General features: G+C 61.3%; 23 protein-coding genes. 9 read left to right on the forward strand and 14 right to left on the reverse strand.

The features are described from left to right. Entirely contained in the window at positions 1-516 is a 516-nt protein-coding gene (locus AC3WP7_RS18325; RefSeq protein WP_003232445.1) for a single-stranded DNA-binding protein, read from the forward strand. Between the two features lie 57 nt (positions 517-573). Here AC3WP7_RS18325 and AC3WP7_RS18330 read toward each other — a convergent pair whose 3' ends face one another. Continuing rightward, positions 574-1,491 carry a LysR family transcriptional regulator gene (locus AC3WP7_RS18330; protein ID WP_172963347.1) on the reverse strand — a complete coding sequence of 306 codons (918 nt, stop codon included), beginning with the start codon at positions 1,489-1,491 and terminating at the stop codon, positions 574-576. 101 nt (positions 1,492-1,592) lie between these two features. Here AC3WP7_RS18330 and tam point away from each other — a divergent pair, with 101 nt between their 5' ends. Beyond that, positions 1,593-2,354 (forward strand): trans-aconitate 2-methyltransferase, encoded by a 762-nt coding sequence (gene tam / locus AC3WP7_RS18335; protein WP_102592670.1) that lies wholly within the window; start codon positions 1,593-1,595, stop codon positions 2,352-2,354. Between the two features lie 21 nt (positions 2,355-2,375). Here tam and AC3WP7_RS18340 read toward each other — a convergent pair whose 3' ends face one another. Continuing rightward, on the reverse strand, positions 2,376-2,936 hold the full coding sequence (locus AC3WP7_RS18340; protein ID WP_093529616.1) for a cysteine hydrolase family protein: 561 nt from the start codon (positions 2,934-2,936) through the stop codon (positions 2,376-2,378). Between the two features lie 96 nt (positions 2,937-3,032). On the opposite strand from AC3WP7_RS18340, the gene AC3WP7_RS18345 reads away from it, so the two are divergent. The 3 genes from AC3WP7_RS18345 to AC3WP7_RS18355 all read left to right on the forward strand — a co-directional run bounded on the left by AC3WP7_RS18345 (position 3,033) and on the right by AC3WP7_RS18355 (position 6,018). Then, positions 3,033-3,992 carry a GlxA family transcriptional regulator gene (locus AC3WP7_RS18345; RefSeq protein WP_102592671.1) on the forward strand — a complete coding sequence of 320 codons (960 nt, stop codon included), beginning with the start codon at positions 3,033-3,035 and terminating at the stop codon, positions 3,990-3,992. Positions 3,993-4,163: 171 nt separating this feature from the next. Continuing rightward, positions 4,164-5,273 carry a DUF3182 family protein gene (locus AC3WP7_RS18350; RefSeq protein WP_102592672.1) on the forward strand — a complete coding sequence of 370 codons (1,110 nt, stop codon included), beginning with the start codon at positions 4,164-4,166 and terminating at the stop codon, positions 5,271-5,273. Then, entirely contained in the window at positions 5,263-6,018 is a 756-nt protein-coding gene (locus AC3WP7_RS18355) for an alpha/beta hydrolase family protein (protein WP_092250535.1), read from the forward strand. Before AC3WP7_RS18350 ends, AC3WP7_RS18355 begins: the two co-directional genes overlap by 11 nt. A 4-nt stretch (positions 6,019-6,022) precedes the next feature. Here the strand turns inward: AC3WP7_RS18355 and AC3WP7_RS18360 are convergent, their stop codons facing one another. From AC3WP7_RS18360 to AC3WP7_RS18370, 3 genes are read right to left on the reverse strand one after another with little or no spacing between them, the layout of a single operon-like run. After that, positions 6,023-6,970: a lysylphosphatidylglycerol synthase domain-containing protein gene (locus AC3WP7_RS18360; protein ID WP_102592673.1), complete on the reverse strand. Its 948-nt coding sequence runs from the start codon at positions 6,968-6,970 to the stop codon at positions 6,023-6,025. Further along, positions 6,960-8,222, reverse strand: coding sequence for a cardiolipin synthase ClsB (gene clsB, locus AC3WP7_RS18365; RefSeq protein ID WP_102592674.1), 1,263 nt, complete (start codon positions 8,220-8,222; stop codon positions 6,960-6,962). The genes AC3WP7_RS18360 and clsB overlap by 11 nt, the downstream gene beginning before the upstream one ends. After that, positions 8,219-8,998 (reverse strand): endonuclease/exonuclease/phosphatase family protein, encoded by a 780-nt coding sequence (locus tag AC3WP7_RS18370; protein WP_071489845.1) that lies wholly within the window; start codon positions 8,996-8,998, stop codon positions 8,219-8,221. Before AC3WP7_RS18370 ends, clsB begins: the two co-directional genes overlap by 4 nt. Before the next feature lie 171 nt (positions 8,999-9,169). Between AC3WP7_RS18370 and AC3WP7_RS18375 the strand changes: the two genes are divergently transcribed. Then, positions 9,170-11,275 (forward strand): mechanosensitive ion channel family protein, encoded by a 2,106-nt coding sequence (locus AC3WP7_RS18375; RefSeq protein WP_102592675.1) that lies wholly within the window; start codon positions 9,170-9,172, stop codon positions 11,273-11,275. A 56-nt stretch (positions 11,276-11,331) separates the two neighbouring features. Here AC3WP7_RS18375 and AC3WP7_RS18380 read toward each other — a convergent pair whose 3' ends face one another. Beyond that, complete coding sequence (locus tag AC3WP7_RS18380; protein WP_102592676.1) at positions 11,332-15,600, reverse strand: DEAD/DEAH box helicase; 4,269 nt, start codon at positions 15,598-15,600, stop codon at positions 11,332-11,334. 141 nt (positions 15,601-15,741) lie between these two features. On the opposite strand from AC3WP7_RS18380, the gene AC3WP7_RS18385 reads away from it, so the two are divergent. Next, positions 15,742-16,626 carry a sugar nucleotide-binding protein gene (locus AC3WP7_RS18385; RefSeq protein ID WP_083351508.1) on the forward strand — a complete coding sequence of 295 codons (885 nt, stop codon included), beginning with the start codon at positions 15,742-15,744 and terminating at the stop codon, positions 16,624-16,626. A gap of 92 nt (positions 16,627-16,718) precedes the next feature. On the opposite strand, the gene AC3WP7_RS18390 is transcribed toward AC3WP7_RS18385, so the two are convergent. The 5 genes from AC3WP7_RS18390 to AC3WP7_RS18410 form a co-directional block, all read right to left on the reverse strand. Then, positions 16,719-17,417 (reverse strand): OmpW/AlkL family protein, encoded by a 699-nt coding sequence (locus AC3WP7_RS18390; RefSeq protein WP_071489849.1) that lies wholly within the window; start codon positions 17,415-17,417, stop codon positions 16,719-16,721. Positions 17,418-17,511: 94 nt separating this feature from the next. Next, positions 17,512-18,024: a DUF3299 domain-containing protein gene (locus AC3WP7_RS18395; protein WP_071493720.1), complete on the reverse strand. Its 513-nt coding sequence runs from the start codon at positions 18,022-18,024 to the stop codon at positions 17,512-17,514. An 11-nt stretch (positions 18,025-18,035) separates the two neighbouring features. Further along, positions 18,036-19,301 carry an ABC transporter permease gene (locus AC3WP7_RS18400; protein WP_016978529.1) on the reverse strand — a complete coding sequence of 422 codons (1,266 nt, stop codon included), beginning with the start codon at positions 19,299-19,301 and terminating at the stop codon, positions 18,036-18,038. Between the two features lies 1 nt (position 19,302). After that, positions 19,303-20,013: an ABC transporter ATP-binding protein gene (locus AC3WP7_RS18405; RefSeq protein WP_092250550.1), complete on the reverse strand. Its 711-nt coding sequence runs from the start codon at positions 20,011-20,013 to the stop codon at positions 19,303-19,305. A 150-nt stretch (positions 20,014-20,163) separates the two neighbouring features. Next, positions 20,164-20,754: a DUF2796 domain-containing protein gene (locus tag AC3WP7_RS18410; protein WP_102592677.1), complete on the reverse strand. Its 591-nt coding sequence runs from the start codon at positions 20,752-20,754 to the stop codon at positions 20,164-20,166. A gap of 131 nt (positions 20,755-20,885) precedes the next feature. On the opposite strand from AC3WP7_RS18410, the gene AC3WP7_RS18415 reads away from it, so the two are divergent. After that, positions 20,886-21,227 (forward strand): hypothetical protein, encoded by a 342-nt coding sequence (locus AC3WP7_RS18415; RefSeq protein ID WP_092250554.1) that lies wholly within the window; start codon positions 20,886-20,888, stop codon positions 21,225-21,227. Here the strand turns inward: AC3WP7_RS18415 and trxA are convergent. Then, entirely contained in the window at positions 21,224-22,096 is an 873-nt protein-coding gene (gene trxA, locus AC3WP7_RS18420) for a thioredoxin (protein ID WP_092250557.1), read from the reverse strand. The genes AC3WP7_RS18415 and trxA overlap by 4 nt on opposite strands. A gap of 285 nt (positions 22,097-22,381) precedes the next feature. Here trxA and AC3WP7_RS18425 point away from each other — a divergent pair, with 285 nt between their 5' ends. Next, positions 22,382-23,854, forward strand: coding sequence for a trypsin-like serine peptidase (locus AC3WP7_RS18425; RefSeq protein ID WP_092250560.1), 1,473 nt, complete (start codon positions 22,382-22,384; stop codon positions 23,852-23,854). Positions 23,855-23,887: 33 nt separating this feature from the next. Here the strand turns inward: AC3WP7_RS18425 and AC3WP7_RS18430 are convergent, their stop codons facing one another. Beyond that, positions 23,888-24,541: a class I SAM-dependent methyltransferase gene (locus AC3WP7_RS18430; RefSeq protein WP_092250563.1), complete on the reverse strand. Its 654-nt coding sequence runs from the start codon at positions 24,539-24,541 to the stop codon at positions 23,888-23,890. Next, a complete protein-coding gene (locus AC3WP7_RS18435) occupies positions 24,538-24,993 on the reverse strand; it encodes a YbaY family lipoprotein (protein WP_058424585.1) in 456 nt (151 codons plus the stop codon). Before AC3WP7_RS18435 ends, AC3WP7_RS18430 begins: the two co-directional genes overlap by 4 nt. Between the last annotated feature and the right edge of the window lie 26 nt (positions 24,994-25,019).

The following is a 25,019-nucleotide window of genomic DNA, read 5'->3' on the forward strand; positions in this document are numbered from 1 at the left end:
ATGGCCCGTGGGGTTAACAAAGTCATATTGGTCGGTACGTGCGGCCAGGATCCCGAAGTTCGCTACTTGCCTAACGGTAACGCCGTGACCAACCTGAGTCTGGCGACCAGCGAACAGTGGACCGACAAGCAGACCGGCCAGAAGGTCGAGAAAACCGAATGGCACCGTGTGTCGATGTTCGGCAAGGTCGCAGAGATCGCCGGCGAGTACCTGCGCAAAGGTTCGCAGGTCTACATCGAAGGCAAGCTGCAGACCCGCGAGTGGGAAAAAGACGGCATCAAGCGTTACACCACTGAAATCGTGGTCGACATGCAAGGCACCATGCAACTGCTGGGCGGCCGTCCACAGGGCGACCAACAGGGCCAGGGCGGCATGTCCAACTCGGCTCCGCGTCCACAGCAGTCGCGCCCGCAGCCAAGCCAGCAGCCACAGCGTGAGTCGCGTCCAGCGCCACAACAGGCCGCGCCGCAACCGGCTCCGGATTTCGACAGCTTTGATGACGATATCCCGTTCTGAGGTTTAACACCCGGAACACACAGAACCCCCGCTGGCTCAGGCCTCGGGGGTTTTTTATCACCCGTGATCAGCTTCAGTCGAGGCGGCGGTGACAACCATCTCCTTGAACCGCTGCAGCATCGCCGAACCGTCATCGATCCGCGTCGCCAAATGCAACGGCGCCACCAGGCTGCGGCACTCCGTCAATTCCCGATAAACGATGCCATCCCCGCGCAAGCGCTGCATCGACGCCGGCACGATGGATACCCCAAGTCCAGCAGCCACCAGGCTTAGGGTCGCGGTCATGCGCGGAGCTTCCTGCACCACCTGCGGGCTAAACCCTGCTTCACGGCAGGCCACCAGAATTGCGTCGTACAAACCCAGCCCCACACGCCGGCGGTAGAGCACGAAGGACTCGGTCGCCAATGCCGACAAGGGCAGGGGAGATCCCGGATCGATTGCCAGAGGATGATCCGTGGGCAACGCCAGCAACATGGGCTCCACCAGGATCGGTTCGTCTTGCAGCGACTGGGTTGCGCTGAGGGGCGAGCGGATAAATGCTGCATCGAGCTTCTCATGGATCAACGCGTCCAGCAGTTCGCCGGTCCCGGCTTCCTCCAGCACCACCGTAACGCCGACAAAGGTTTCGCGAAACCGCCGTAATACACTCGGCACAAAGGGATGCAGCGCCGCCGAGCTGGTAAACCCGATCGCCAGGCGCCCACGCTCGCCCCGTGCGGCGCGGCGCACCACCTCTGCAATCCCATCTGCCTGGGCGAGAATCTCACGTGCTTCGTCCAGCAATGCGAGCCCGGCCGTCGTGGGCCGCACGCCACGGGGCAAGCGCTCCATCAAGACCACACCCAGTTCGGCCTCGAGGCTTTGCAGCATCCGCGTCAACGGCGGTTGCTGCATGCCCAGGCGTTCGGCGGCGCGGGTGATATAGCCTTCTTCGGCGATGGCCACAAAGGCCTTGAGTTGGCGAAGTTCCAGCATAGGGATACTTTTCAGGTATGGGAGTGCATCAATCCTGGCATTTGTTCTCATGGCTCACAAGATTTAGGCTGTGGACATCCTCAAGAAGAAGGAAAGCCGTGATGAACTGGTCAGCCAAGCAGTACACGATGTTCGAACAGCAGCGCACCCGCCCTGTCCGTGACCTGGTCGCGGCCATTCCTATCGTTGAAGTGCACAATGCCGTCGATTTGGGCTGCGGTCCCGGTAACTCGACTGAGGTGCTCGCCGAGCGCTTCCCGCAAGCGCACATCACCGGTATGGACAGTTCCGATGACATGCTGGTCGACGCCCGCAAACGGCTACCGACATTGAACTTCGAACTCGCGGATATCGGTGCCTGGAACCCTGCGCGCGCCTTCGATGTGATCCTGGCCAATGCGTCCCTGCAATGGCTGCCGGACCACGCCACGCTGTACCCGCATCTCGTCCGCCAACTGACGCCCGGCGGTACGCTGGCGGTGCAAACCCCGGACAACCTCGACGAACCCGCCCACCAGCTCGCCCGCGAAGTCGCGGCAGAGGGGCCATGGTCGGCAAAGATCGGTGCGGTCAAACACAACGAGCGCCACACGGCGAGCTACTACTACGAACTGCTGAGCAAACATTGCAGTACGGTCGATGTGTGGCGCACCACCTACCAGCATCCGTTGGCGAGCCACGCGGCAGTAGTGGAGTGGTTCAAGGCATCGGCGCTGAGGCCCTTCCTCGCGCCTTTGGCCGACAGCGAAAAAACCGCTTTCCTGCAGGAATACCAGGCGCGAATGACCCGTGCCTATCCGGCCCTGGCTGACGGCACTGTACTACTACCGTTTCCGCGCCTGTTCATCATCGCGACCCGCTGACGTCCAAAGGACAAGTGGCGGTCATGCCGCCGCTTGCGCCTTCAAATACTCATCCGCCGACACCACGCTCGCATACCCAAACGCCAGCGACGCCATGTAAGCCCCATGCACCTGCGCCGCCGGAATCACCTGCCCATTGAACTCCAGGTCCCGCGTGGCGCACGCGTCATGAATCACCGTGACCGTGTAGCCCAGGTCCGCCGCCGCCCGCACCACCGCGTCGATGCACATGTGGCTCATGCTGCCGACCACTACCAGGTCCGTGATGCTGCGCTGTTCCAACAGGGCTCGCAGGTTGGTCTCGCGGAACGCATTCACGAAATGCTTGAGCACCACCGGCTCGTTGCCCTCGTTCAACACTTTGCCATGCAGGTGCGCACCCTCGGAGCCGGGCGTGAAGAACAGTGCGTCATCGGAGGTGAACTCATGGCGCACATGAATCACCGCATCGCCCGCCTGGCGAAATGCTTGCAGCACCTGCGCGGCTTTGTCCGCTGCGGCGTCCACGCCGTCAAGTGGCCACTTGCCCTGGGGGAAGTAGTCGTTCTGGATATCGATTAGGATGAGCGCTTGCTTGGCCATGTGTGTTGCCTCGTGATGGGTTGATGGGGCCAGTATCTTAGCTGGCGCCCACACCTGGGATTGGCTGCACCTACAATAACAGGGGGAAAACTGACAATGGTCGTGGTTGAGCTGGGCGTGTTGATCTACCAGGGTGCGCAACTGGCCGCCGTGCACGGTTTGACTGACCTGTTTGGCGTGGCCAATCGCATCGCCGCCGAGCATCAATCCGCGCAGTTGCCATTGCTGCGGGTCAGCCATTGGCAGGTGGATAGCGCCGGCACACCGGTGCGTGTTTTCAGCAGCTATCCCGGTCCCGAGCAGCCGATGATGGCGGTGCTGGTGCCGCCGTCGATCGGCGAGTTTACAGAAGACCAGGCACCCCCGGCGCTGCTGGAATGGATTCGCCAGCAACATGCGGCAGGCACGGTACTGGGCGGTGTGTGCATTGGCTCGATCATGTTGGCGCGCAGCGGGTTGCTCGACGGGCGCAGCGCCACCACCCATTGGTCCTCCGCCAAATCCTTCGCCAGCCGCTACCCGGCGGTGCGCCTGGAGGCCGACAAGCCGATCGTCGATGATGGCGACCTGATCACCAGCGCCGGCTTGATGGCCTGGTCCGAACTCGGCCTGCGCCTGGTCGACCGCCTGATGGGCCCAAGCATCGCGGCCGATACCGCGCGTTTCCTGGTGATCGAGCACAGTGACAGCGCCAGCCAGTGCGGCAGCAACTTCGCGCCGATTCTTGGCCACGGTGACACAGCTATCCTCAAGGTTCAGCACTGGTTGCAGGCCAGCGGTGCGGTGGATGTTTCCCTGGCGGCAATGGCCCGGGAAGCCGGTTTGGAGGAGCGGACTTTCCTGCGGCGTTTTCGCAGCGCCACCGGTTTGAAACCCACCGAATACTGCCAGCACCTGCGTGTGGGCAAGGCGCGGCAGATGCTGGAATTCACCAACGGCACCATCGACCATATCGCGTGGACCGTGGGCTACCAGGACCCCAGCGCCTTTCGCGCCACCTTCAAGAAAATCACCGGCCTTGCGCCCAGCGATTACCGCAGCCGTTTTGGCGTGTGAATCGTGCAGAACGCCGCTGCGTTAACGCGGCGTCGTGCAGAATAAAACAGGCTAACTGCCATCGGTTTTTCCGTAACGGCTTGATTTGAAAAGCATCCTCCATGGAAGAGCCTTGGCCTGATCCCTGCAACCTTCTGCGTACACACATGGCGGGATGGCCAAGGGGGACGCATGACCCCGATTCAACGCAAGAAGCTGGTAGTTGCTCACTCCACGCGTGAGGGCGCGCCGCTGCATGAGGTCGAAACCAATCGTGCCTTGGCACGCTGGCTGGCGCAGATCCTCGGGCTCAAGTTCGGTGGAAGCTATGACGCTGATCTACACGCGGGGCGGGCGTTATACCTGCTGCCCACACAAACTCTGGTCGGTCCCGGCCAGGCGCGGGCACTGAATATCCAAGGTCCGGAGGATTTGTGGGGCGGTTATGTCGACCACGACTTCATCTGCACCAAGGCCATCAGTCATGGCTTGCTCAGCCCTGAAGCCAAAGCGCCCGAAGGGTGGTCGGGGTTGTTTGGCGAACGTGTGCGAAAAGTCGTGCTGGAGGGCTTGAGTGTCTTTGCGCTGGAGGACGCGCGGCCTGCCGCTGCACGCTTGCTGTCCAGCGGCCCCATCCGCTTGAAACCCGTGCACGCCTGCGCGGGCAGAGGCCAGGAAGTTATCCACAGCCTGGATGAACTCGAAGCGGTGCTGGCGCGACCGGATGCCGCACAACTCTTCAGCCAAGGCGTGGTGCTGGAGCAAGACCTGCACAACGTGGTCACCCACAGTGTCGGCCAGAGTTTTATCGGCGATCACGTGTTCAGCTACTGCGGCGAGCAATACCTGACGAAAGATGGACAGGGCGAAGAGGTCTACGGCGGCTCCAACCTGTTGGTGGTGCCCGGTTACTACGCAGACCTGCTGCAACTCGAATTACCCGACGACGTTCGCGAGGCCATCGAGCAAGCCCAAGTCTTCGACGCGGCCGCCGATGAAGCCTATCCCGGCTTCTACGCATCACGGCGCAATTACGACATCGCCCAGGGCCTCGACAATAACGGCCAGCGTCGCAGCGGCGTGCTCGAACAATCCTGGCGCATGGGCGGGGCCAGCAGTGCCGAAGTCGCGGCCCTGCAAAGCTTTATCAACAATCCCGGCCTGCGTGCGATCCATGTGTCCTCCGTGGAAACCTACGTGGACCAGCCCTTGCCGGCTGATGCCATCGAGGTGTATCGCGGCCCGGCGGAAAACAGCGAGTTCCTTCTCAAGTACGTGACGGTTGAATCTTATGACGGCTAGAAGCGAAAGCATTGCGATCGATATCGACGACGAACAGATGAGCGGCACCTTCCTGAGCCCCAAATCCAAAGTACCTGGCGTGTTGTTTGTGCATGGTTGGGGCGGCAGCCAGGAACGAGACCTTGAGCGCGCCAAAGGCATCGCCGGCTTGGGATGTGTATGCCTGACCTTCGACCTGCGCGGGCACGCTGGCACGGGTATTCCTTTGTCCCGCGTCACCCGCGAAGACAATCTGCGCGACCTGCTGGCGGCCTATGACCGACTGCTGGCTCACCCGGCCATCGACACCTCGGCGGTGGCGGTAGTGGGCACCAGTTACGGCGGCTACCTCGCGGCGATCCTCACCTCGCTGCGCCCGGTACGCTGGCTGGCGCTGCGCGTGCCAGCGCTGTACCGCGACCAGGAATGGCTCAAGCCCAAGCGTGACCTGGATAAGGCCGACCTGATGGATTACCGCAGCACCTTGGTCCATGCCGAAACCAATCGCGCCTTGCATGCGTGTTCGGCATTTACCGGGGATGTATTGATCGTCGAATCGGAAACCGATGACCACGTGCCCCACGCGACCATCATGAGCTACCGCGCGGCGTGCCAGCAGACCCATTCCCTGACCCATCGCATCATCGATGGTGCCGACCATTCCCTCAGCGATCCGGTGTCCCAACAGGCGTACACCTCAATCCTGGTGGATTGGATCACCGAAATGGTGGTGGGCGAACGGTTGAGCATCATCCAGTCCCAGTAAGGGTTCAGGCGGGTGTTTTCTTCACCCGCAACGCCTTGGCCTTGGCCTCCACACCGAGGTACATCACCAGCGCGATCAGCAGCGGCAAGATGAAGTAAATCGCCCGATACGCGATCAATCCGGCGAGCAGACTGCCCCGCGACGCCTCATGCTGCAGCAGTGCAATAAACACCGCCTCCAGCACGCCCAGCCCGGCGGGAATATGGGTGAGCACCCCGGCAATCGCGCTGATCAGCAACACGCCCAACACCAGTGGATAGTCCAGCTTGGCCGGCAGCAGGGTGAAAATCACCGCCGCCATCAGCGACCAGTTCAACGCGCCGAGCAGCAACTGCAGGCACGCCATGCGCACTGACGGCAGGTTGATTTCCATGCCGCGAATCGTCCACGCGCGCTTCTTCGAAAACTGGCAGGCCACCAGATAGCCGAGGCTGGCCAGTACCAACAACGCGCCAATGCCCTGCAATGCCGTGGTGCTGACCTTCCACCCCGGCGGCATGGTCACCAGGCCGCTGCTGAACACCACCCCGGCAATCGCCATGTAGCCAAACCAATTGGTGGCCAGGCTCAGGCCGAGAATCTTGGCGATATTGCCGGTGCTCACCCCCAGGCGCGAATACAGGCGATAACGCATGGCGATGCCGCCCACCCACGCGCTCAAGTTGAGGTTGAAGGCGTAGCTGATGATGCCCACCGGCAGGATCTGCTTCCACACCAGGTTCTGGCGGATGTAGGTGCGGCCGATCAAGTCGAAGCTGGCGTACACCAGAAAGCTGCACAACGTCAGTGCCCCCGCGATCACCAGAGTGCGCACCTTGAAATCACCCAGGGTCTGCAGCACTTCGCTCCAGTCGATACGCCGCGCCAGCAGAGTGAACAGCGCGATCAGCACCAGGAAAAAGGCGATAGTCAGCGGTTTCTTCCAGCGTTTGAACCGGGATTCAGCGGTCATTGGCCTGGCTCTCGATGGGTTTCAATCGTGGCTTGTGCGCCGGCAGCCATCCCGTCAACGCTGGGAAGTGGCGCATCACATGAAATACCAGAAAGCCCACGGTCAATCGCCACAGCCACAAGCGCGGTTTGCGGTTTTCCGGCATGGTCTGGCAATGATTGTTGGCGAGTGTTTCCAGGCGTTCGTACAAGTGCTGGTTGAAGGCTCGGTCGCGTATCAACACGTTGGCTTCCAGGTTCAGCGACAGGCTCAACGGGTCCAGGTTGCTCGACCCAACGGTGCTCCATTCTTCATCCACCAACGCGACTTTGCCGTGCAGGGGGCGCTGGCAATATTCGTGGATCACCACCCCGTCCTTGAGCAGATAGTCGTAGAGCATCCGCGCCGCCAACTTGGCCAGCAGCACATCGGGCTGGCCCTGCATGATCAATTGCACCCTCACGCCACGGCGCGCGGCGTTGCGGATTTCCCGCAGCAAGCGGTAGCCGGGGAAGAAATAGGCGTTGGCAATCACCGCACGTTTTTGCGCCTTGCTCAGTGCGTGGATGTACGCCTCTTCAATATCATCGCGATGTTGCACGTTGTCGCGGTAAATCAGCCGCACCAGGCCATCGCCCTGGTCGGTGGACCACAACGAAGGCCGCTGCTGGCGCCGCCGCCAGCCACGTCGCGCGCGGACTTGGCGACCACTTTGCGCCAGGGCAAAATGATGCAGGTCCGCCACCGCCGGGCCCACCACCCGCACTGCATAATCCTGCTTGGCTTCTGGACCGAAATCTCCTAAATGATCGGCGGAGAAATTGATCCCGCCAATAAACGCCACCTGCGCATCCACCACCACAATCTTGCGGTGCAGGCGACGAAACCAGTTGGTGCGAAAGCCCAGTGTCTTGGACGCCGGGTCAAACATCTGCACCGTCACCCCGGCGTCCGCCAGTTCACCGAGAAACGAGGGCGTCAGCTCGCCGCAACCAAAACCGTCCAGGCTTGCCACCACTTTCACTCCACGCTGCGCGGCCTCGATCAGGATGCCGTGCAGTTCATGACCCACCTTGTCTTCGAAGAGAATGAAGGTCTCCAGCAGAATCTCACGCTGCGCCGCGCGCAGGGCTTCGAACACCTTGGGAAAATACGCCTCGCCATTTTCCAGCAACTCGATCTGGTTGCCACTCTGCCAGCCATAATCCAGGTCGCGGGCCTTGGCTTCGTCCGGCGGCTGGTCGGTGGAGATATGTTCCACGGCCACGTTCATAGCTCGATCTCCACCGATAGCGGCACATGGTCGGAGAGGTGGGACCATGGCCGCGTCGTCAGCACCCTGGGGTTATGCACCTTCAGGTTGCGTACATAAATCCGGTCCAGCGGCAGCAATGGCAACCGCGCCGGGAAGGTGCGCGCGGGTTTGCCCATGGACTCGATAAACACTTCCTTCAAACCCGCCTTGCTCAGGTCGGCCTTCTGGCGCCAATCGTTGAAATCACCGGCCACCACTAACGGTGCATCGGCCGGGATTTCGCTGATGCGCTGCTCGATCAAGCGTAATTGCTGCTGGCGGTGCACTTCACGCAAACCCAGGTGGATGCAGATCGCATGGATCTCCTGGCCGGTGCCCGGCAAGCGCAGCACGCAATGCAGCAGGCCCCTGTTTTCATGGCCGCTTTGGGAGATATCGAGATTGTCGTAACGCACGATCTGGAACTTCGACAGCAACGCATTACCGTGGTCGCCATGGGGATAGACCGCGTTGCGCCCGTAGGCGAATTGCGGCCAGATACTGTCGGCGAGGAACTCGTACTGCGGCATGTTCGGCCAGTCACTGAAGCGCTGGGGGTGGCGCTCGTGGGTGCCGTGGATTTCCTGCAGGAACACCATGTCGGCGCCCACGCTGCGCACGGCTTCACGCAATTCGGGCAGGATGAAGCGTCGATTCAGTGCGGTGAAGCCCTTGTGGATATTGACCGTCAACACCGTGAAGCGAGTGATGGCGACGCTGGGGGTGATGGGCACCCAGTCGGGAATCGCAGCCATAGTTGCTCCTGTGAAAAAGTGGTGGGGCCTGGCCCTCGTTTATGGCTGACTGTGATTTTTGACGGAAAGTTTCCAGCGTCCTACAGACGGCATAAAGATGCCGCTGAAGGGGAACGATCAACGCGCAAACCCGTCAGTTCCTTACAGACTCTTCTGAAGGAGCTCGGTGTTTTGCTGAATCTCAAGACTGCATTACTGCTCGGCGCGCTGCTGTTTTGCGGCAGCGGTGCGCTGCAAGCGGCGGCCACCGCGCCGGAAACTGAAGCGCCGGCCAAGCCAGAGTTGCTGGTGGAAGGCGGCCTTCTCGGTGCGATCAGTTCCAGCATTGATGATGTGCAGCAAAAGCTGGACCTCAACCAGAACTTCATTGACGAATGGCGCCTGCGGGCCGACCGGGCTGCCAACGAAGTCGGTCGCCTGGTCAACCAGACCGCTGAGCGTTCCCCGTGGAGCGTGGCCGGGGACTTCCTGTTGCTGTCCGGTGTGTGGATCGGCGCCTTTACGCTGCTGACGTTACTGGGGCGCGTGATAGTGAGACGACTGGGGCAACGCACGTTTTTCGAACGGCGCAAACGCCTCCTAGCGGTGCTGGGCTATGTGGTGCCTTACACGATCCCGGCGCTGATATGCCTGCCCCTGACCTTGTATGTCAGCCATTTTCTGCCCACCTCCGTGGGGCGGGCGCTGGCGCTGTGTTTTGCCTATGCCACCAGCAGTGGCATCTTCTCCACGTCAATGCTGCTGTGTGTGATCGTCATGTTCAATGTCGGCCACAAGCGCCCGGCGGTGCAGATCATTCGCGGCTACTGCCCCAAGCCGCTGTTCCTCATCGGCTTTCTCGCCGCCCTCAGCGACGCCTTGACCAGTCCGCAGATCGCACGCCAACTGGGCGGCAATATCACCAGCAGCATTGCGGTATTCACCGGCCTGCTTGCGACAGTAATCTTTGGCGTATTAGTGGTTCGCCTGCGCCGTCCGGTCGCCCACCTGATCCGCAACCGGCCGTTGGCGCAGCGCATGAAACATCCGGCGCTCCAGCAATCTCTGCGGGTGTTTTCCGGGTTGTGGTACTGGCCGATCCTGTTGATGGTACTGGTCTCGGCAATCAACTTGATCGGTGCCGGCGACGATAATCAGAAGGCCCTGCGTTGCGCGTTGTTCACCACGATCCTGCTGATCGGCACGGTATTCCTCAGCACCGTGTTGCAACACCTGTTCAAATCCCGCAGCCAGGTGGCGATCCAGCGCAGCAGCGCCTACAAGGAACGTTTTCTCAGCCTGTTGCACGCGATCCTGCGCATCGCCATGGCCATTGCTTTTATTGAAATCCTCGGGCGGATCTGGGGCGTGTCCCTGTTCGAGTTCGCCCAGCGCAACTCGGTGGGCCGCGCTATCAGCGATTCGCTGAGCAGCATCGGCCTGATCCTGCTGATGACCTGGCTGTTCTGGGTGGTACTCGACACGGCGATCCAGGAAGCCTTGAAACCACCGGTCAACAAGCGCTCCAGTCGCCAACCGAGCACGCGGGTGAAAACCATCCTGCCGCTGCTGCGTAATGCGGTGAAGATCGTTCTGGTAGTGATCTGCGCGATCACCACCATGGCCAACCTCGGGATCAACGTCGCGCCGCTGCTGGCCGGTGCCGGGGTGGTCGGCCTGGCCATTGGTTTTGGTTCGCAACAACTGGTGCAGGATGTGATCACCGGCCTGTTCATCATTATCGAAGACACGCTATCTATCGGCGACTGGGTGGTACTCGACTCCGGTCACGCCGGCACTGTCGAAGGCCTGACCATTCGTACCCTGCGCCTGCGCGACGGCAAGGGCTTTGTGCATTCGGTGCCGTTCGGGCAGATCAAGGCGGTCACCAACCAGTCGCGGCAATTTGCCTATGCGTTCTTTTCGGTACAGTTCACCTACGACACGGATGTGGACAAGGCGGTGGAACTGATCCGCGAGGCGGGCCAGTCGATCCGCGATGACGTGTTCCTCAAGTACAACCTGCAAGGCCCGCTGGAGGTGTTTGGCGTGGACAAGATGGACCTCAACGGCGTGGTACTCACGGCACAGTTCCGCACGGTGTCGGGTGGGCAATATGCGGTGAGCCGCGCGTTCAACCAGCGCCTGAAAAAGCTTGTGGATAACTGTGATCAGGTGCACTTCGCGCAGACTTATCCACAGCAGGTGTTGCTGCCCAAGCGTACGCCGCAGGTGGATGAGCCGGATGAAGACGTGCCCGCTTCGGTGGTGCTGACCGAGCAACCGCGAACGCAGTGACCCATATGGTAAGCAGGCTTGGCCAACGCGGGACAAGCCTGCTCACCACAACAGGTTCATCGTTTGATCAGTTTTTCTTGCAGCAGCGTGGTCTCGGGTAAACTCAGTTCCAGCAACATTTGTTGCGTGCCGCCGACCATTACCGCCGCCGGCAATCCATCCCGGTACACAATCCGATTACCGCTCACTGCCGGCACCTTGTTGCCGGGCAACAGTGTACCGACCAGGTTCAGCGGATCGGCCCCACACACTGCGATCAAACTCCCGTCATGGGGCCGCCGCCGTACTTCACGCAGCAACGGGATCGCCTCCGGCAGCGCAAACTGCTCACCTGCCAAACCACTGACAAACCGCCCGCCGCGAATTTCCCCGCGTGCTTCCAGCCGGTGAAACGTGCGCAGCAGCTCGCGCCAACTCGGCAGCCAATCTGCCTCACGCTCCAGCAAGCGCCAGAACACCACGCCATAGCGGCGCAGCAAGGTCATGGCGACATGCTCAAGTGCCTCGGCTGAATAGGGCCCGGCAGCCGTTGATGAACGTCGCACCAAGGCCCAGCGCCCGGCATCGTCCATGCCACCGACAAACGCGCCGCGCCCGCGTCGGCTGCTGCGCGCCTGGCGTTTGCTGGCGGGGGTGGTCAGGGCGCGCAGGCCGGCGAAGCTGTCGGCGTTCACCAGCCCTGCGCCGACCAACTCCTGCAACGTGGTTTCCAGCTCGCTGCGCAACAGATGGGCTTCGTGGGACAGCTCATCAAAAAACAGCGCGCCGTGATCACACAGGGCCTGATGCACTTTCTGCGCCTTGGGCGACAGGGTGGTGACATCGGTAACTTCGGTCAATCCGCTCCATAAGCCGACTTGGCTACGGGGCAGCAACACCACCGGCGTGCTGCGCAAGGCCATGGCGCTGGCCTTGTTGCTCAAGCGCAGCCACACCAGTTTGCCGCTGCGGCAGAGTTCGTCGAGCCATGTGGATGAATAATCCTTGAGGCGTGCGCTGAGCAGGTCGTTGTCCCAGGCGGACGTGGCGGCGGCATAGCCTTCAAACTGCCCGACGATTTGCGGCAGCATCGCGCTGCCCTGGCCACGGGTGCCGCCGGACAGGTGCTGCCAGTCGAACAGAAAACGCATGAAATCCTGTAATGCCACCGGTTCGATTTCCCGGCGCAGGCGCTTGACCGTGTAGCGATGAATGCGCGCCAGCAGGTGGCGTTCGCACCACTGCTCTTGTGTGGCCTCGGGGCTGAAATAGCCGCGTAACACATAGCCTTCCTGTTCCAGGCGGGCCAGTGCTTGAGTGACCTGCGTGACCGACAACGCCAGGGGCGCGGCGATCTCGATCAGGCTCACCGGGCCGAACCCACCGAGGCGCGCGCGCAACACTTCCGTCACGGCATCCTCGTAGGTCCACGACTCATCGAAGCCGGGCAGCAACGGCAAGTTGCTCGGATAGATCGCCTGCAGGCAACCCAGGCGCTCAACGGCGACCCACAGGTTGGTGTGTAAGTGAGTGTGCAACTGATAGGCGCGGCCAGCCTTGGCCAGGGCATGCAGCCATTGCGCCCATTGCGGCGTGACTTCGTTGGTGGCGATAAACGCCAGGCTCATCAGCGCCTCATGCATTTCATCCGGCCCGTTGGGCGCCGGCCAGGCTTCTTCGCGCACGGCGACGATGGCATCGGCGTCCAGCGCACCGAGGTCGTCGGTGCTTTGCGGGTCGCTCCAGCGTCGGGTGAGCACGGCCTGGGTGCGGCGTTCCTCCAGCGGCGCATCGTCGAGAAAAGTGTACGGACGGGCGCTGAGAATCTCCGCCGCCATGGGCGAGGGTGCCGGCAGGTCGCGGCTGACCAGGCGCACGTCGCCGCGCTCCATGCGCCGCAGCAGGGCCAGCCAGGCGTCGCAGTCCATGGCTTCATGCAGGCAGTCGTCGAGGGTTTGTTCCACTAACGGGTGCTCGGGCACGTCGCGCTCACCGGCGAGGTTTTCCAGGCAGGCAATCTGGTCCGGGAACACGCTGGCGATCAGGTCTTCGCTTTTCATGCGCTGGATCTGCGGCGCGACCTTGCGCCCACCGGTATACCGCGGCAACGCCAAGGCCACACCGGCATTCCAGCGCCAGCGCACGCCGAACAGCGGCGCATCCAGCACGGCCTGGATCAGGATATGTTCGGCGCTTTGGCTGTTGAGGTAGCGCCACACCTCATCCAGCTCGAAGCTGTGGCTGGTGGACAGCGACAGCACGATCGCATTTTCGCTGGCCGCCGCCTGCAACTCGAAGTTGAACGTGCGGCAAAACCGCTTGCGCAGGGCCAGGCCCCAGGCACGGTTGACGCGGCTGCCGAACGGCGTGTGGATGATCAATTGGGTGCCGCCGGACGCGTCGAAAAATCGCTCCATGATCAGCGTGTCCTGGGACGGCAATGCACTCAGGGCCTGGCGTGCGCGGGCGAGGTAGTCGAGGATCTGTTCGGCGCTGGCGCGGTTCAGGCCGAGTTCGCCGGTCAGCCAGGCCTGTGCGGCTTGCAGGTCGCCGGGTGTGGCGCCGAGCAGCGTGTCCAGTTGACCTTGCAAACGCGCCACCGCCGCCGACAGCTCGTGACTGCGCCCAGGCGCTTCGCCTAGCCAGAAGGGGATGGTCGGCGGTTGGCCATGGGCGTCCTCGACCCGCACTTTGCCGGCTTCGACCCGCAAGATCCGATAGGAGGAATTGCCAAGCTGGAAGATATCCCCGGCGATGCTTTCCACCGCGAAGTCTTCGTTGACGCTGCCGATGTTCAGGCTCTGGGGTTCGAGCAACACGCTGTAGTCGGCGTTGTCGGGGATGGTGCCGCCGCTGGTCACGGCGGTCAGCTTGGCGCCGCGCCGACCACGCAAGGTGCGGGTCAGGGCGTCGCGGTGCAGGTAGGCGCTGCGCATGCCCTGGCGACCGTTGTAGCCGTCGCAGAGCATCTGCAACAGTGCCTGGTAATGACGTTCGTCGAGTTCGGCGTAGGGCGCGGCGCGATGGATCATCTCCAGCAAGCCTTGCTCCGACCATTCACGGGCGCTGACTTCGGCGATGATTTGTTGGGCCAGCACGTCCAGTGGCGCCACCGGTATGTGCAGGGTGTCCAGTTCGCCTCGACGCACGCAGTCGAGCAGGGCGGCGCATTCGATCAGATCGTCGCGGGTGGTAGCGAACAGGCGCCCTTTGGGTGTGCCGCCAACCTGGTGACCGGAGCGGCCGACCCGTTGCAGAAAACCGTTGATGGAACCCGGCGAACCGATCTGGCACACCAGGTCCACATCGCCGATATCAATCCCCAGCTCCAGGGATGCCGTGGCGATCAGCACTTGCAGCTCGCCGCCCTTGAGGCGCTGCTCGGCATCCAGGCGCATCTCCTTGGCCAGGCTGCCGTGGTGGGCAGCCACCGCAGTTTTGCCCAGGCGCTCGCTCAAGTGCCGGGCCAGGCGTTCGGCCAGGCGTCGGGTGTTGACGAACACCAGAGTGGTGCGGTGCTCGCGCGCCAGTTCGGCGAGGCGGTCGTAGACCAACTCCCACACGTCATTGGCCATCACCGCCGAGAGCGGCACGGGCGGCACCTCGATATCCAGATCGCGCGGGCGGGCGTGGCCGATATCCACAATCGCGCAGTCCCGGCCAGTGCCCACCAGGAACCGCGACACCGCGTCGATGGGCTTTTGCGTGGCCGACAAGCCAATGCGCATCAGCGGCTCGGCGCACAAGCCTTGCAGGCGCTCCAGGCTCAGGGCGAGATGGCTGCCACGTTTGCCGGCGGCGATGGCGTGGATTTCATCGACGATCACCGTGCGTGTGCTGGCGAGCATCTGGCGACCGGAGTCCGAGCCCAGCAGCACGTAGAGCGATTCCGGGGTGGTCACCAGGATATGCGGCGGGCGCTTGCGCATCTGGGCGCGGTCTTTTTGTGGGGTGTCGCCCGTGCGCACGGCGGTGCGGATGATCAGCGGCGGCAGATCCAGGCGCTGCAAATGCTCGGTGATCCCGGCCAGCGGGTTTTGCAGGTTGATCTGTATATCATTGGACAGCGCCTTGAGCGGCGACACGTAGACCACCAGCGTCTCATCCGGCAGATCACCGCCGTTGGCCAGGCCTTGGTGGACCAGGTCGTCCAGCACCGCCAGGAACGCGGTGAGGGTCTTGCCGGAGCCGGTGGGCGCGGCGATCAGGGTCGATTGGCGCTGGCGGATCAGCGGCCAGGCCTGGGCCTGGGCGCCGGTCACCGAGGGGAACGTGCTGCGCAACCAGGCGCTGACGGCGGGGTGGAAGCCGGTCAATGCGGTATCAGTGGATTCAGGAAGGCTCATGCAATGATTGATAGCCCCAGTTCCAACAAGTTGCAATGGCACAGTTAATCCGTGACGGTTGCGCGATGAACCCGCAAAATGCAACGATTCTGACCAATACCTGAATAACCTTCGTTCCAACAGACCGGGCCTGCTCAATCTATGCGAATGCGCCTTATGTTACTGGGCGGCGGGAATGCCCTCGGGCAGGCGCTGATTCGCCTCGGTGCAGAGGAAGACATCGGTTTCCTCGCACCCAAACCGCCCCAAGACGGCTGGGATGCCGCAAGCCTCACCCAATTGCTCGACGACACCCGTCCCGACGCGTTGATCAACCTCGCCTACTACTTCGACTGGTTCCAGGCCGAAGCGGTCAGCGAGCCCCGTCTGGCTGCCCAGGAGTTCGCCATCGAGCGCCTGGCCGAGCTGTGCCAGCACCACAGCATCACCCTGTTGCAGCCATCCAGCTACCGCGTGTTCGATGGCTCCCGCGCCACCGCCTACAGCGAAAAAGACGAGCCGGTGCCCCTGGGCCTGCGCGGCCAGGCGCTGTGGCGTATTGAACAGAGCGTGCGCGCCACCTGCCCGCAACATGTGTTATTGCGCTTTGGCTGGCTGCTGGATGACAGCGTCGACGGCACCCTCGGGCGCTTCCTGGCCCGGGCCGAGAAGCCGGATGAGTTGCTGATGGCGGACGACCGTCGCGGCAACCCGACACCGGTGGATGACGCGGCGCGGGTGATCATTTCGGTGCTCAAGCAACTCGATTGCGCGGCGCCGCTGTGGGGCACTTACCACTACGCCGGCCATGAGGCGACCACGCCGTTGGCGCTGGGCCAGGCGATCCTCACTGAAGCGCGCAACTACCACCCGCTGGCAATCGAATCCCCCACCGCCCAGGCCCACGCGGCCCGACCGGATGCGAGCGAAGAACCGCAACACGCGGTGCTCGCCTGCAAGAAAATCCTCCACACCTTCGGCATCAAGCCTCGGGCGTGGCGAGCGGGGTTACCGGCGTTGCTGGACCGGTTCTACCGCCATGGCTGACCCAATACAAAACCCAATGTGGGCATGAGCTAAATGTGGGAGGGGGCTTGCCCCCTCCCACATTGGTTTTTGTGTTGTTGGTCAGGTCGGTGTCAGAACTTGTAGCCGATACCCACCATGTAAACCATCGGGTCCACGTCCACATTGACCTTGGCGCGAGTGCCAGGGGCGACCGCGTTGTTTTCCACGGTGGCCTTGGTGCTGATGTCGATGTAGCGCGCCTGGGCGTTGATCATCCACTTGTCGTTGATCATGTAGTCGGCGCCGATCTGCGCGGCCCAGCCCCAGGAGTTCTCAGCCTTGAAGTTGCTGAAGCCTGCGCCTTGGGCACGGCTGCCGACGTGCTCGTCGTAGATCCAGGTGTAGTTGATACCGGCGCCCACGTACGGTTGGAAGGCCGACTTGTTGTCCAGCGGGTAGTACACGACGCTCAGGGTCGGCGGCAGGTGTTTCAGGGTGCCGAGCTTGCCGTTGGCGGCGCCGAGGGCGGTGCCCTTGATCTTCACGTCATGCTCGAACGGCGTGGCGGCCAGCAGTTCGATACCCACGTGATTGGTCAGCATGTAGGCGAAGTTCAGGCCCAACTGAGTGTCGCTGCTCATGGTCGCCTTGCCGCCCAGGTTGGCGCCGGCCAATGGGCCTTGGTCAACCTTGACGTGGCCGCTGTCGGCCTTCGGGTTCACGGTGATTGCACCAGCGCGAACCAGAATGTCGCCCGCTTCGTGAGCGTGTGCGACGGGGGCAACGAGGGCGAGCGCGAAGAGGGACGCGCCGAGCAGAGACTTGTTCATGGGAGCTCCAAAGGACGTTTAAAAGTTGTACGTCCAATGGTAAAGATCGTTCCGTTCGGTCTTTTGACTCAGCTCAATGAAAGGGCGATAAGCGTTATTCGGGCAATTCGTACATGTAAATCTTCTCGGCCTCCATCTGGTAACCGGCATCGGCCAGTTCGCTGGTGGACGGTTTGACCTGCATCGCGCCCTCGATCCAGTACGGCTGATACAGCTCATCGAGCTTCACGCCGATTTCGCTTTTGACATGCACGATCTGGTTCGACGGCGGCGGTGGCACATGGATGCACGCGCCGAAATACGGCACCAGCAAGAACTCGGTGGTGCGGCCGTTTTCGCTGACCTCCAGTGGCACGATGTAGCCGGGCAAGCGAATGTGCTGGCCATCAAGCGCTGGCACCACCGGTGCGTTGGGCAGGTCCTGCTTGGCTGCGGGTGCCGATTCCAGTGCATCCGCCATGCTGGAGAGATTGTGCAGTGGTTGCATGTTCGGCACTTCTGGCGGGGCATCCGGCGGTATCAGTTCCGACCACGTCAGTTCTTTGGGCTCGGCTGCCCAGGCGGGCAGGGCAAGCAGCAGCAACAGTGCGAACAGGACGCGACGCATCAAAGCCTTCCTCATAAACGTATGGACAGGCCATCGGCCAGGGATTGCCGATAGGCGCGCCACGCGGGCACGCTGCCCATCAACAGCGCGGCGCCCAGGATACCGGCGAGCAGCGTCCATTCATATTCGCTCGGCCACGACATCGGCAGGTCCAGGCCGTAGTTGGCCTGCAGATACCCGCGCGACGCGGCGATGCACACGTAGAGCAAACCAACGCCCGCCACCACGCCGGACAGCGCCAGGGCGAAGGCTTCGAAGATCAGCAGCGTCGCGATATGCCAGGGCCGTGCGCCCACCGAACGCAAGATCGCCATTTCGCGGCGGCGCTCGTTGAGACTGGTGAGGATCGCCGTGAGCATGCCGATCAGGCCGGTAAGCACCACGAACAGCGAGATCACGAACAGCGCTTTTTCGGCGGTGCCCATCATGCTCCACAACTCTTGCAGCGCCACGCCAGGCAGGATCGCCAGCATCGGCTCGCCACGGAATTCGTTGATCTCCCGTTGCAGGGCGAAGGTGGAAATCTTGTTGTTCAGGCCGAGCATGAACGCGGTGATGGCTTGGGGCGTGAGGTCCATATTGCGCGCCTGGTCGGCGCTGATGCGGCCTTTGCCCTGGGCCGGTACGCCGTTGTGCCAGTCGATATGGATCGCTTCCATGCCGCCGAGGCTGATGTGCAAGGTGCGGTCCACCGGGGTGCCGGTGCGCTTGAGAATGCCGACCACGGTGAAGGGCTTGTCGTCGTGCTTGACCAGGCTGACCACTGCCACGCCATGGGCCAGCACCAGTTTGTCGCCAAGTTTGTAGTGCAACGCGTCGGCGACTTCGGCGCCCAGCACCACTTCGAATGGGTCGGTGGCGAAGGCACGACCGCTGGCCAGTTCGAGGTTCTGCTTGCGCCCGTACTGGTAGTGCTCGAAGTAGGACTCGTTGGTGCCCATCACGCGGTAGCCGCGATGGGAGTCGCCGAGGGAAATCGGAATCGCCCATTTCACCTGTGGGCTGGCGGCGAAGTGTTCGAAGCTGTCCCAGCGGATGTTGTTGGTGGCGTTGCCGATGCGGAATACCGAGTACAGCAACAGGTTCACCGAACCGGAACGGGCGCCGACGATCAGGTCGGTGCCGCTGATGGTACTGGCGAAACTGTTGCGCGCTTCAACGCGTACGCGCTCCACCGCGAGCAGCAAGCAGACTGAAAGCGCGATGGCGAACGCGGTGAGGATCGCGGTAAAGCGGCGGTTAGCCAGGCTGGCCATGGCTAGACGGAACAGATACATCTCAAACCTCTGCGAGCGTGGCGGCGCGATTGAGTTCGGCCAGCGACAGGTTGCGGTCGAACAGCGGAGCCAGGCTCTGGTCATGGCTGACAAACAACAAGCTGGCCCCGGCCTCGCGGCATTCGGCGAACAACAACTGAATGAACGCTTCACGGGCGTCGTAATCCAGGGCCGAGGTGGGTTCGTCGGCGATCACCAGTTCCGGTTGGCCGATCAGTGCGCGGGCTGCGGCCACCCGTTGTTGTTGGCCGATGGACAGTGAATCGGCGCGACGTTCCAACAAGCCAGGATCTTTCAAGCCCAAGTGCGCCAGCAAGGTGGCGGCGGCCTGGTCGACACTGCCGTGACGCTGCTTCGCCCGTTGTGCACGCAGCTTGGAAAAGTGACAAGGCAACTCGACGTTCTCGCGCACCGACAGAAACGGCAGCAGGTTGAACTGCTGGAAGATGTAGCCCGTGTGGTCGACGCGGAAACGATCGCGGGCGCCCGCCGACAGTTCGGTCAGCTCCTGGCCGAGCAGGCGAATGCTGCCCCGGCTGGGTTTCTGCACACCGCCCAGCAACCCGAGCAGAGTGGTTTTACCGCTGCCGCTCGGGCCTTTGAGAAACAGGGTTTCCCCTGCTTCCAGGCGGAAGGCGGGGATGTCCAGCAACTGTGGGTGACCGGGCCAGTTGAAGCCCAGGTCGGACAGTTCTATTAACGCTTGGGTCATAGGAAATCAGTGGTCTGGTGTGATTTTGATGATGACGCCGATCAAGTGTGGGAGCTGGCTTGCCTGCGATGCAAACGACTCGGTCCATCAGTAACACCGTGTTGATGCTTTCGCAGGCAAGTCAGCTCCCACAGTGATTGGGTTTTCAAATCAGAATTTGAGGGTGGCTGCCTGGTTCGTCGCTTCAACACCTTGCTGGCCGCTCGGGCCGATCAGTTGTACCTGAATTTTCTGGGTGGCGGGGAAGGTCTTGAACACCTGGGCCAGGTCCAGATTGCTCAGCGCCGTCGGTGTGGCGCAGGTGAACTGATAGTGGGCGTGGATTTCGCTGTGGTCGTGATGATGCTCGTGGGCGCCGTCTTTGGCGTCATCATCGTCGTCGTCATGGTCGGCTTCGGGCTTGTCGCCAAACAGCGGGCTGTTGAGTTCCTGGCTGCTGACCACACAACCGGCGGCCTTGGGCAGGCTGAACAGGGCCTGTGGGTTCTCCAGCTGTTTGCGTGCGGCAGCGACCTTGGCTTTGTCGGCTGGGGTAGTGGCCTGGTGTTCGAAGCCCACGAGGTTCATGGCCGGGCTGTCAAATTCCAACTCCAGTGCCTGCCCGTCGAGTACGGCGTTAAGGCGGCCAACGCCATGTTCATGGGCGCCGAGGCTGCCGTGTTCATGCTCGTGATCGTCGTGAGCGTGGGCGACAGCCAGTGGCAGCAGGGCAAACGGCAAAGCGAGCAGCAGACGACGCATGAGAGGGCTCCAGAACATGAAAGTTTTGTTATGTGATCTTATAACAATAATGCCGGGAGTTTGAACGCCCGCTTGGCGTTGCGCAAGTCGCGTGGGAGCATGCCTGTCAGAAAAATGCAGGAGTAAGGACGATGTTGCGAATTCGTGGAACGGTCGGCGATCTGCCGGTGGATTTGACCTTGGAACTCGACGAGGGCGACTGGGCTCGGTTGGGCGCACAGTTGCAGGCTGCCCCCGCGCCAACGGCGACACCCGTTGCGCCAGTCAAACAGACCGATGATCTGTGGCAGAGCGCCCAGGAACTATTGCGCAAAGCCGGGCAGCTCAGCGGGTTGGAGTTGTTGGATCAACTGGAAGGGTTGGCCGGCGATGCTGCGTCCGGCAAGCGCTTGCTGGTGCGCTTGCGGCACAGTGCCAATGTGAAAGTGGCCAGCGGCGCCGATACGCCGCTGTACAGCTGGGTCGGCGCCTAGTACAGCGCGGCGAACAATTTGCGGCGATACACGGTGACCAGTGGATGGTCATTGCCCAGCAGTTCGAACACCTGCAGCAACGTCTTGTGCGGCAAACCTTCGCTGTAGCTGCGATTGCGGATAAACAGCTTCAGCAAACCTTCCAACGCCGCGTCGTATTGCTGGCGTGCCAGTTGTTGAATCGCCAGTTGATAGGCCGCTTCATCGTCTTGCGGGTTTTGCGCCAGGCGGCTTTTCAGCTCGGCGGCGTCGGGCAGGTCGGCAGCCTGACGCAGGAAAGTGATCTGTGCCTTGGCCCCGGCGAGCGCGGCTTTGTGATCGTCGCTTTTCACGGCATCCAGCACGGTCTGAGCTTCACCCAATTCACCGCGTTCAGCCAGGCAGCGCGCGTAGAGGATCAGCGCGGCAGCGTTGGTGTTGTCCTCGCCCAACAGCGCGACCAGCAGCGCTTCGGCATCGCTGATACGCCCATCGGCAAACAGCGCTTGAGCCTGTTCCAGTGGGTCGGCCGCAGCCGGCGGTGGCATCTGCACATGCGGCTCCAGCATCGCCCGCACCGCCGATTCCGGCTGCGCCCCGGCAAACCCGTCCACCGGCTGGCCATCCTTGAACAACACCACGGTCGGCAGGCTGCGAATACCAAAGCGCGCAACGATATCCTGCTCGGCCTCGCAATCGACCTTGGCCAGCAGCAGTTCGCCCTGATAACTCTCGGCGATCTGTGCCAGCAACGGCATCAGCGCCTTGCACGGCGCACACCACTCGGCCCAGAAATCCACCAGTACGGGCTTGTGGAACGAATTCTCGATCACCGCCTGGTCGAAGGTGGCAGTGGTGACATCGAAGATATACGGCGTGGGCTCACTCATGGGTCGTCTCGAATAAAGCGGGAATGGGGGCAACTATAAGGGCTGGCGCGGTTGGCTGAAAGCGCAAGAATCTACAGTGGGCTGATTTGTCTGGGGGGCGCCGATACCCTTTGTTGTTTTGACATGGAGTCGGGCCCTCAGGATAACTGTCTGTGTTATGAAATTACGTAAAAATTTCACAATGTAGACATAGGATTTAGGTGCGTAAAAAAATTAACTATTTACCACGATGCTCGGGAATGTTTGCGGTTCTATAAGGCTTCGTCGGTTAATGAGTTAGTGTTTATGTTTACTAAATTATCTGCATTTGTTTTTGTGGGGCTCAGTTATATATCGCAGCCTGTCAACGCTGAAATTGATATTGGCAGAGGAGTCGAGAATTTTGCGCCCGGCAGAGTACTGAATAATCAAGATGGGCTCTATGACTATTGGAGCGGTGTTGGGCGAATTCAAAGTCCCACCCGATGTGTTGGGACGTTGCTGGATACTAGAGTTGATGGAGTCGCCAAAGGTCCTGCTTATGTTTTGACGAATGGGCACTGCGTCAGTTGGGACGGGGGCGAGATTCTAAGAAATACCGACTTTGAGGGGACCATACAGTTCAAATTTTTTACAGGTCAAGAAAGTACCGCGAAAGCCTACCCGTTCAAGAAAGTCAATTGGAGCAGCATGCGCGGTGTGGATCTGGCCATTCTGGAGTTGCAGGCAAGCCTTGCCTCGGTGATTGAAGACGGTGTTCAACCTCTTTTATTTGGGCAGCGTCCTGATGAAGGCACGGATATTCTGGTGGTTGGCAGTAAAGGCATTGACCCCCTGCAGGTGGCCGCTTGCCAGTTGGAAAGCTCACCAGAAGTGGTTGAGGGTGTTTGGGTATGGCGCCATACCATGAAAAATAAGTGTAAAGGTATCGGGCCTGGCAGTTCTGGCAGCCCGATTATTGAGCGCTCTACCAATAAAATAGTAGGGCTGTTAAACACGGAGTATGATTACGGGGCGTATCAGTGTGGTATACACATGCCCTGCCAGATCAAGGATGGAAAATTTTACACGGAGATAACCAATTACGGGATTTCGACGGACAGGATCGACCGTTGCTTTGTTGACGGTGTATTTTCCGAAGACCCGGCGCGATGTGTATTGTTTCCCGCTTATTCGATTGTTGGCGATGTAGCGCGCCAACAGCAATATTATCTTCCTGAAGATTTAACTACGGGCTCGCCTGCCGTCTATCCAAAATGGAATATGCGATTCACCCTTGATAAACCGTTTTATCGCTACAAGGTGACCAGGCGGCCGAGGACGTGTGAGGTGGTGCATGGTTATAGCGACATAATAGACAGTGCTAACGCTTATATTAATGATGAGATTGGGCCGCAGGTGGGCATCCATACACTGTGTGTTATTGGTGTGGATAGTCGAGAAAGCTTGCCTTTTCCCGGGGTGATGAGAAATGCGCTGAATGCAGTGGTTGAGTTGAAGGCTGCTGATAAGAACGTTGAACCTTTGGTGCGATTTCGGAGCAATTGGTTTGGTAGATATGCTGAGTTTCGTCGTGCCCCGCCTTCGCGTAATCAATTCTTTATGAAGTACGGTCAGCCCGCGCAAGTGGATTGCACGACTCAGGATGGCTATACAGAGGTGGAATTTAAAGAGGGGCAAGGCACTTCTGTCGTTAAACTTGAGCCCCGGCCTGGCCTTGTGTGTGTCTATAGCAAAGACATCCGAGGCACTTCTTCACCAGTTGAGACTTATCCTTAGGTCCCACGTGCAAAGGCACACCGGCCTACCGTGTTAACGCCGTGAATGGTACAGGCTCACCTTGCGAAACTCCCAAGGCTCGGCCAGGTCCGGCAGGGTCAGGGCATCGAGGATGCCCAGGCGCTGATAATCCGGGTGCTGGAAGTCGCGCACCCGCGAATCCGCCACCAGCGCTTCGCGGCCACGGGTCAGGAACTGATCCAGCAGCGGCAGGTTCGCGCGGTCGTAGAGCACGTCGGCCACCAGGATCAGGTCGAAGCGATCGGCTTCGGCGAAGAAATCCGCCGAATAACCCAGCTCTACGCCATTGAGTTCGGCATTCGCCCGGCAGGACGCCAGCGCCAGTGGGTCCAGGTCGCAGGCCACCACTTCCAGGGCGCCCGCCTTGACGGCGGCAATCCCTGCGACACCGGAGCCGGCGCCAAAGTCCAGCACACGTTTACCGGCGACCCATTCAGGGTTCGCCGCCAGATAGCGCGCCAAGGCCAAGCCACTGGCCCAGCAAAAACTCCAGTAGGGCGGTTCATGCAGGATGCGCCGGGTTTCTTCGGGGCTGAAGGCGCGGTCCATGTTGTCCGCATCCAGCAGCCACAACGACAACCCAGTGCCCGGCAGCGGGCAGGGCGCCAATTGCGCGTCGCCGATCAGTTCGCTGAGGGCGGCTTGCAGGCCCAGCGGTGGCGTCATGGTGCCTTGACGAGCTGCAGGGGGCCGGTGGTCTGGGTGATCGCCTGGGTGATACGCACGGCGGGCAGGTGCAGGATCAACTGGCCGGACTGGCTGGCGCGGCCACGCAATTCAACCCGTGCACCGGCCGGGAAGGCCTCGGGGTTGAAGCGCAGGCGGAAGGCCAGGGGCTTGCCGTTGCCGGTCAGCACGCTGCTGGCCAGCAATTGTTGCGGGCGCGAGCGGTCGTCGATCACCAACAGCGCCATCTCCACTTCGGCACCGGCCGGAATGTTGGTCAGGCTGCCGCTGATTTCACGCTGATAGGCGGGCAGGGGGCCGAGGTCTTCAATGCCCGGGACTTTTTTCTCTTGCGCGGGCGTCGGTTGAGGCGTGGTCGGTTTGGGGGCTTCGCTGCTGCAGGCGACCAGGAAACTGAACAGGGTGAGCAAAACAAGTGGTCGTAACTGCATGTACGGCTCCAGAAAGGACAAAATCC

This window comes from Pseudomonas sp. FW305-3-2-15-C-LB1 (assembly GCF_058787615.1).

Bases quoted from the DNA above. Each gene is read 5' to 3' on its own strand.
- AC3WP7_RS18355 (WP_092250535.1), top strand. From the start codon at position 5,263: ATGACGGCTAGAAGCGAAAGCATTGCGATCGATATCGACGACGAACAG.
- AC3WP7_RS18425 (WP_092250560.1), top strand. From the start codon at position 22,382: ATGTTTACTAAATTATCTGCATTTGTTTTTGTGGGGCTCAGTTATATA.
- AC3WP7_RS18400 (WP_016978529.1), bottom strand. From the start codon at position 19,301: ATGTATCTGTTCCGTCTAGCCATGGCCAGCCTGGCTAACCGCCGCTTT.
- AC3WP7_RS18410 (WP_102592677.1), bottom strand. From the start codon at position 20,754: ATGCGTCGTCTGCTGCTCGCTTTGCCGTTTGCCCTGCTGCCACTGGCT.
- AC3WP7_RS18380 (WP_102592676.1), bottom strand. From the start codon at position 15,600: ATGAGCCTTCCTGAATCCACTGATACCGCATTGACCGGCTTCCACCCC.
- AC3WP7_RS18350 (WP_102592672.1), top strand. From the start codon at position 4,164: ATGACCCCGATTCAACGCAAGAAGCTGGTAGTTGCTCACTCCACGCGT.
- clsB (WP_102592674.1), bottom strand. From the start codon at position 8,222: ATGAACGTGGCCGTGGAACATATCTCCACCGACCAGCCGCCGGACGAA.
- AC3WP7_RS18325 (WP_003232445.1), top strand. From the start codon at position 1: ATGGCCCGTGGGGTTAACAAAGTCATATTGGTCGGTACGTGCGGCCAG.
- tam (WP_102592670.1), top strand. From the start codon at position 1,593: ATGAACTGGTCAGCCAAGCAGTACACGATGTTCGAACAGCAGCGCACC.
- AC3WP7_RS18435 (WP_058424585.1), bottom strand. From the start codon at position 24,993: ATGCAGTTACGACCACTTGTTTTGCTCACCCTGTTCAGTTTCCTGGTC.
- AC3WP7_RS18415 (WP_092250554.1), top strand. From the start codon at position 20,886: ATGTTGCGAATTCGTGGAACGGTCGGCGATCTGCCGGTGGATTTGACC.
- AC3WP7_RS18405 (WP_092250550.1), bottom strand. From the start codon at position 20,013: ATGACCCAAGCGTTAATAGAACTGTCCGACCTGGGCTTCAACTGGCCC.
- AC3WP7_RS18340 (WP_093529616.1), bottom strand. From the start codon at position 2,936: ATGGCCAAGCAAGCGCTCATCCTAATCGATATCCAGAACGACTACTTC.
- AC3WP7_RS18390 (WP_071489849.1), bottom strand. From the start codon at position 17,417: ATGAACAAGTCTCTGCTCGGCGCGTCCCTCTTCGCGCTCGCCCTCGTT.
- AC3WP7_RS18360 (WP_102592673.1), bottom strand. From the start codon at position 6,970: ATGACCGCTGAATCCCGGTTCAAACGCTGGAAGAAACCGCTGACTATC.
- AC3WP7_RS18395 (WP_071493720.1), bottom strand. From the start codon at position 18,024: ATGCGTCGCGTCCTGTTCGCACTGTTGCTGCTGCTTGCCCTGCCCGCC.
- AC3WP7_RS18385 (WP_083351508.1), top strand. From the start codon at position 15,742: ATGCGAATGCGCCTTATGTTACTGGGCGGCGGGAATGCCCTCGGGCAG.
- trxA (WP_092250557.1), bottom strand. From the start codon at position 22,096: ATGAGTGAGCCCACGCCGTATATCTTCGATGTCACCACTGCCACCTTC.
- AC3WP7_RS18330 (WP_172963347.1), bottom strand. From the start codon at position 1,491: ATGCTGGAACTTCGCCAACTCAAGGCCTTTGTGGCCATCGCCGAAGAA.
- AC3WP7_RS18430 (WP_092250563.1), bottom strand. From the start codon at position 24,541: ATGACGCCACCGCTGGGCCTGCAAGCCGCCCTCAGCGAACTGATCGGC.
- AC3WP7_RS18345 (WP_102592671.1), top strand. From the start codon at position 3,033: ATGGTCGTGGTTGAGCTGGGCGTGTTGATCTACCAGGGTGCGCAACTG.
- AC3WP7_RS18370 (WP_071489845.1), bottom strand. From the start codon at position 8,998: ATGGCTGCGATTCCCGACTGGGTGCCCATCACCCCCAGCGTCGCCATC.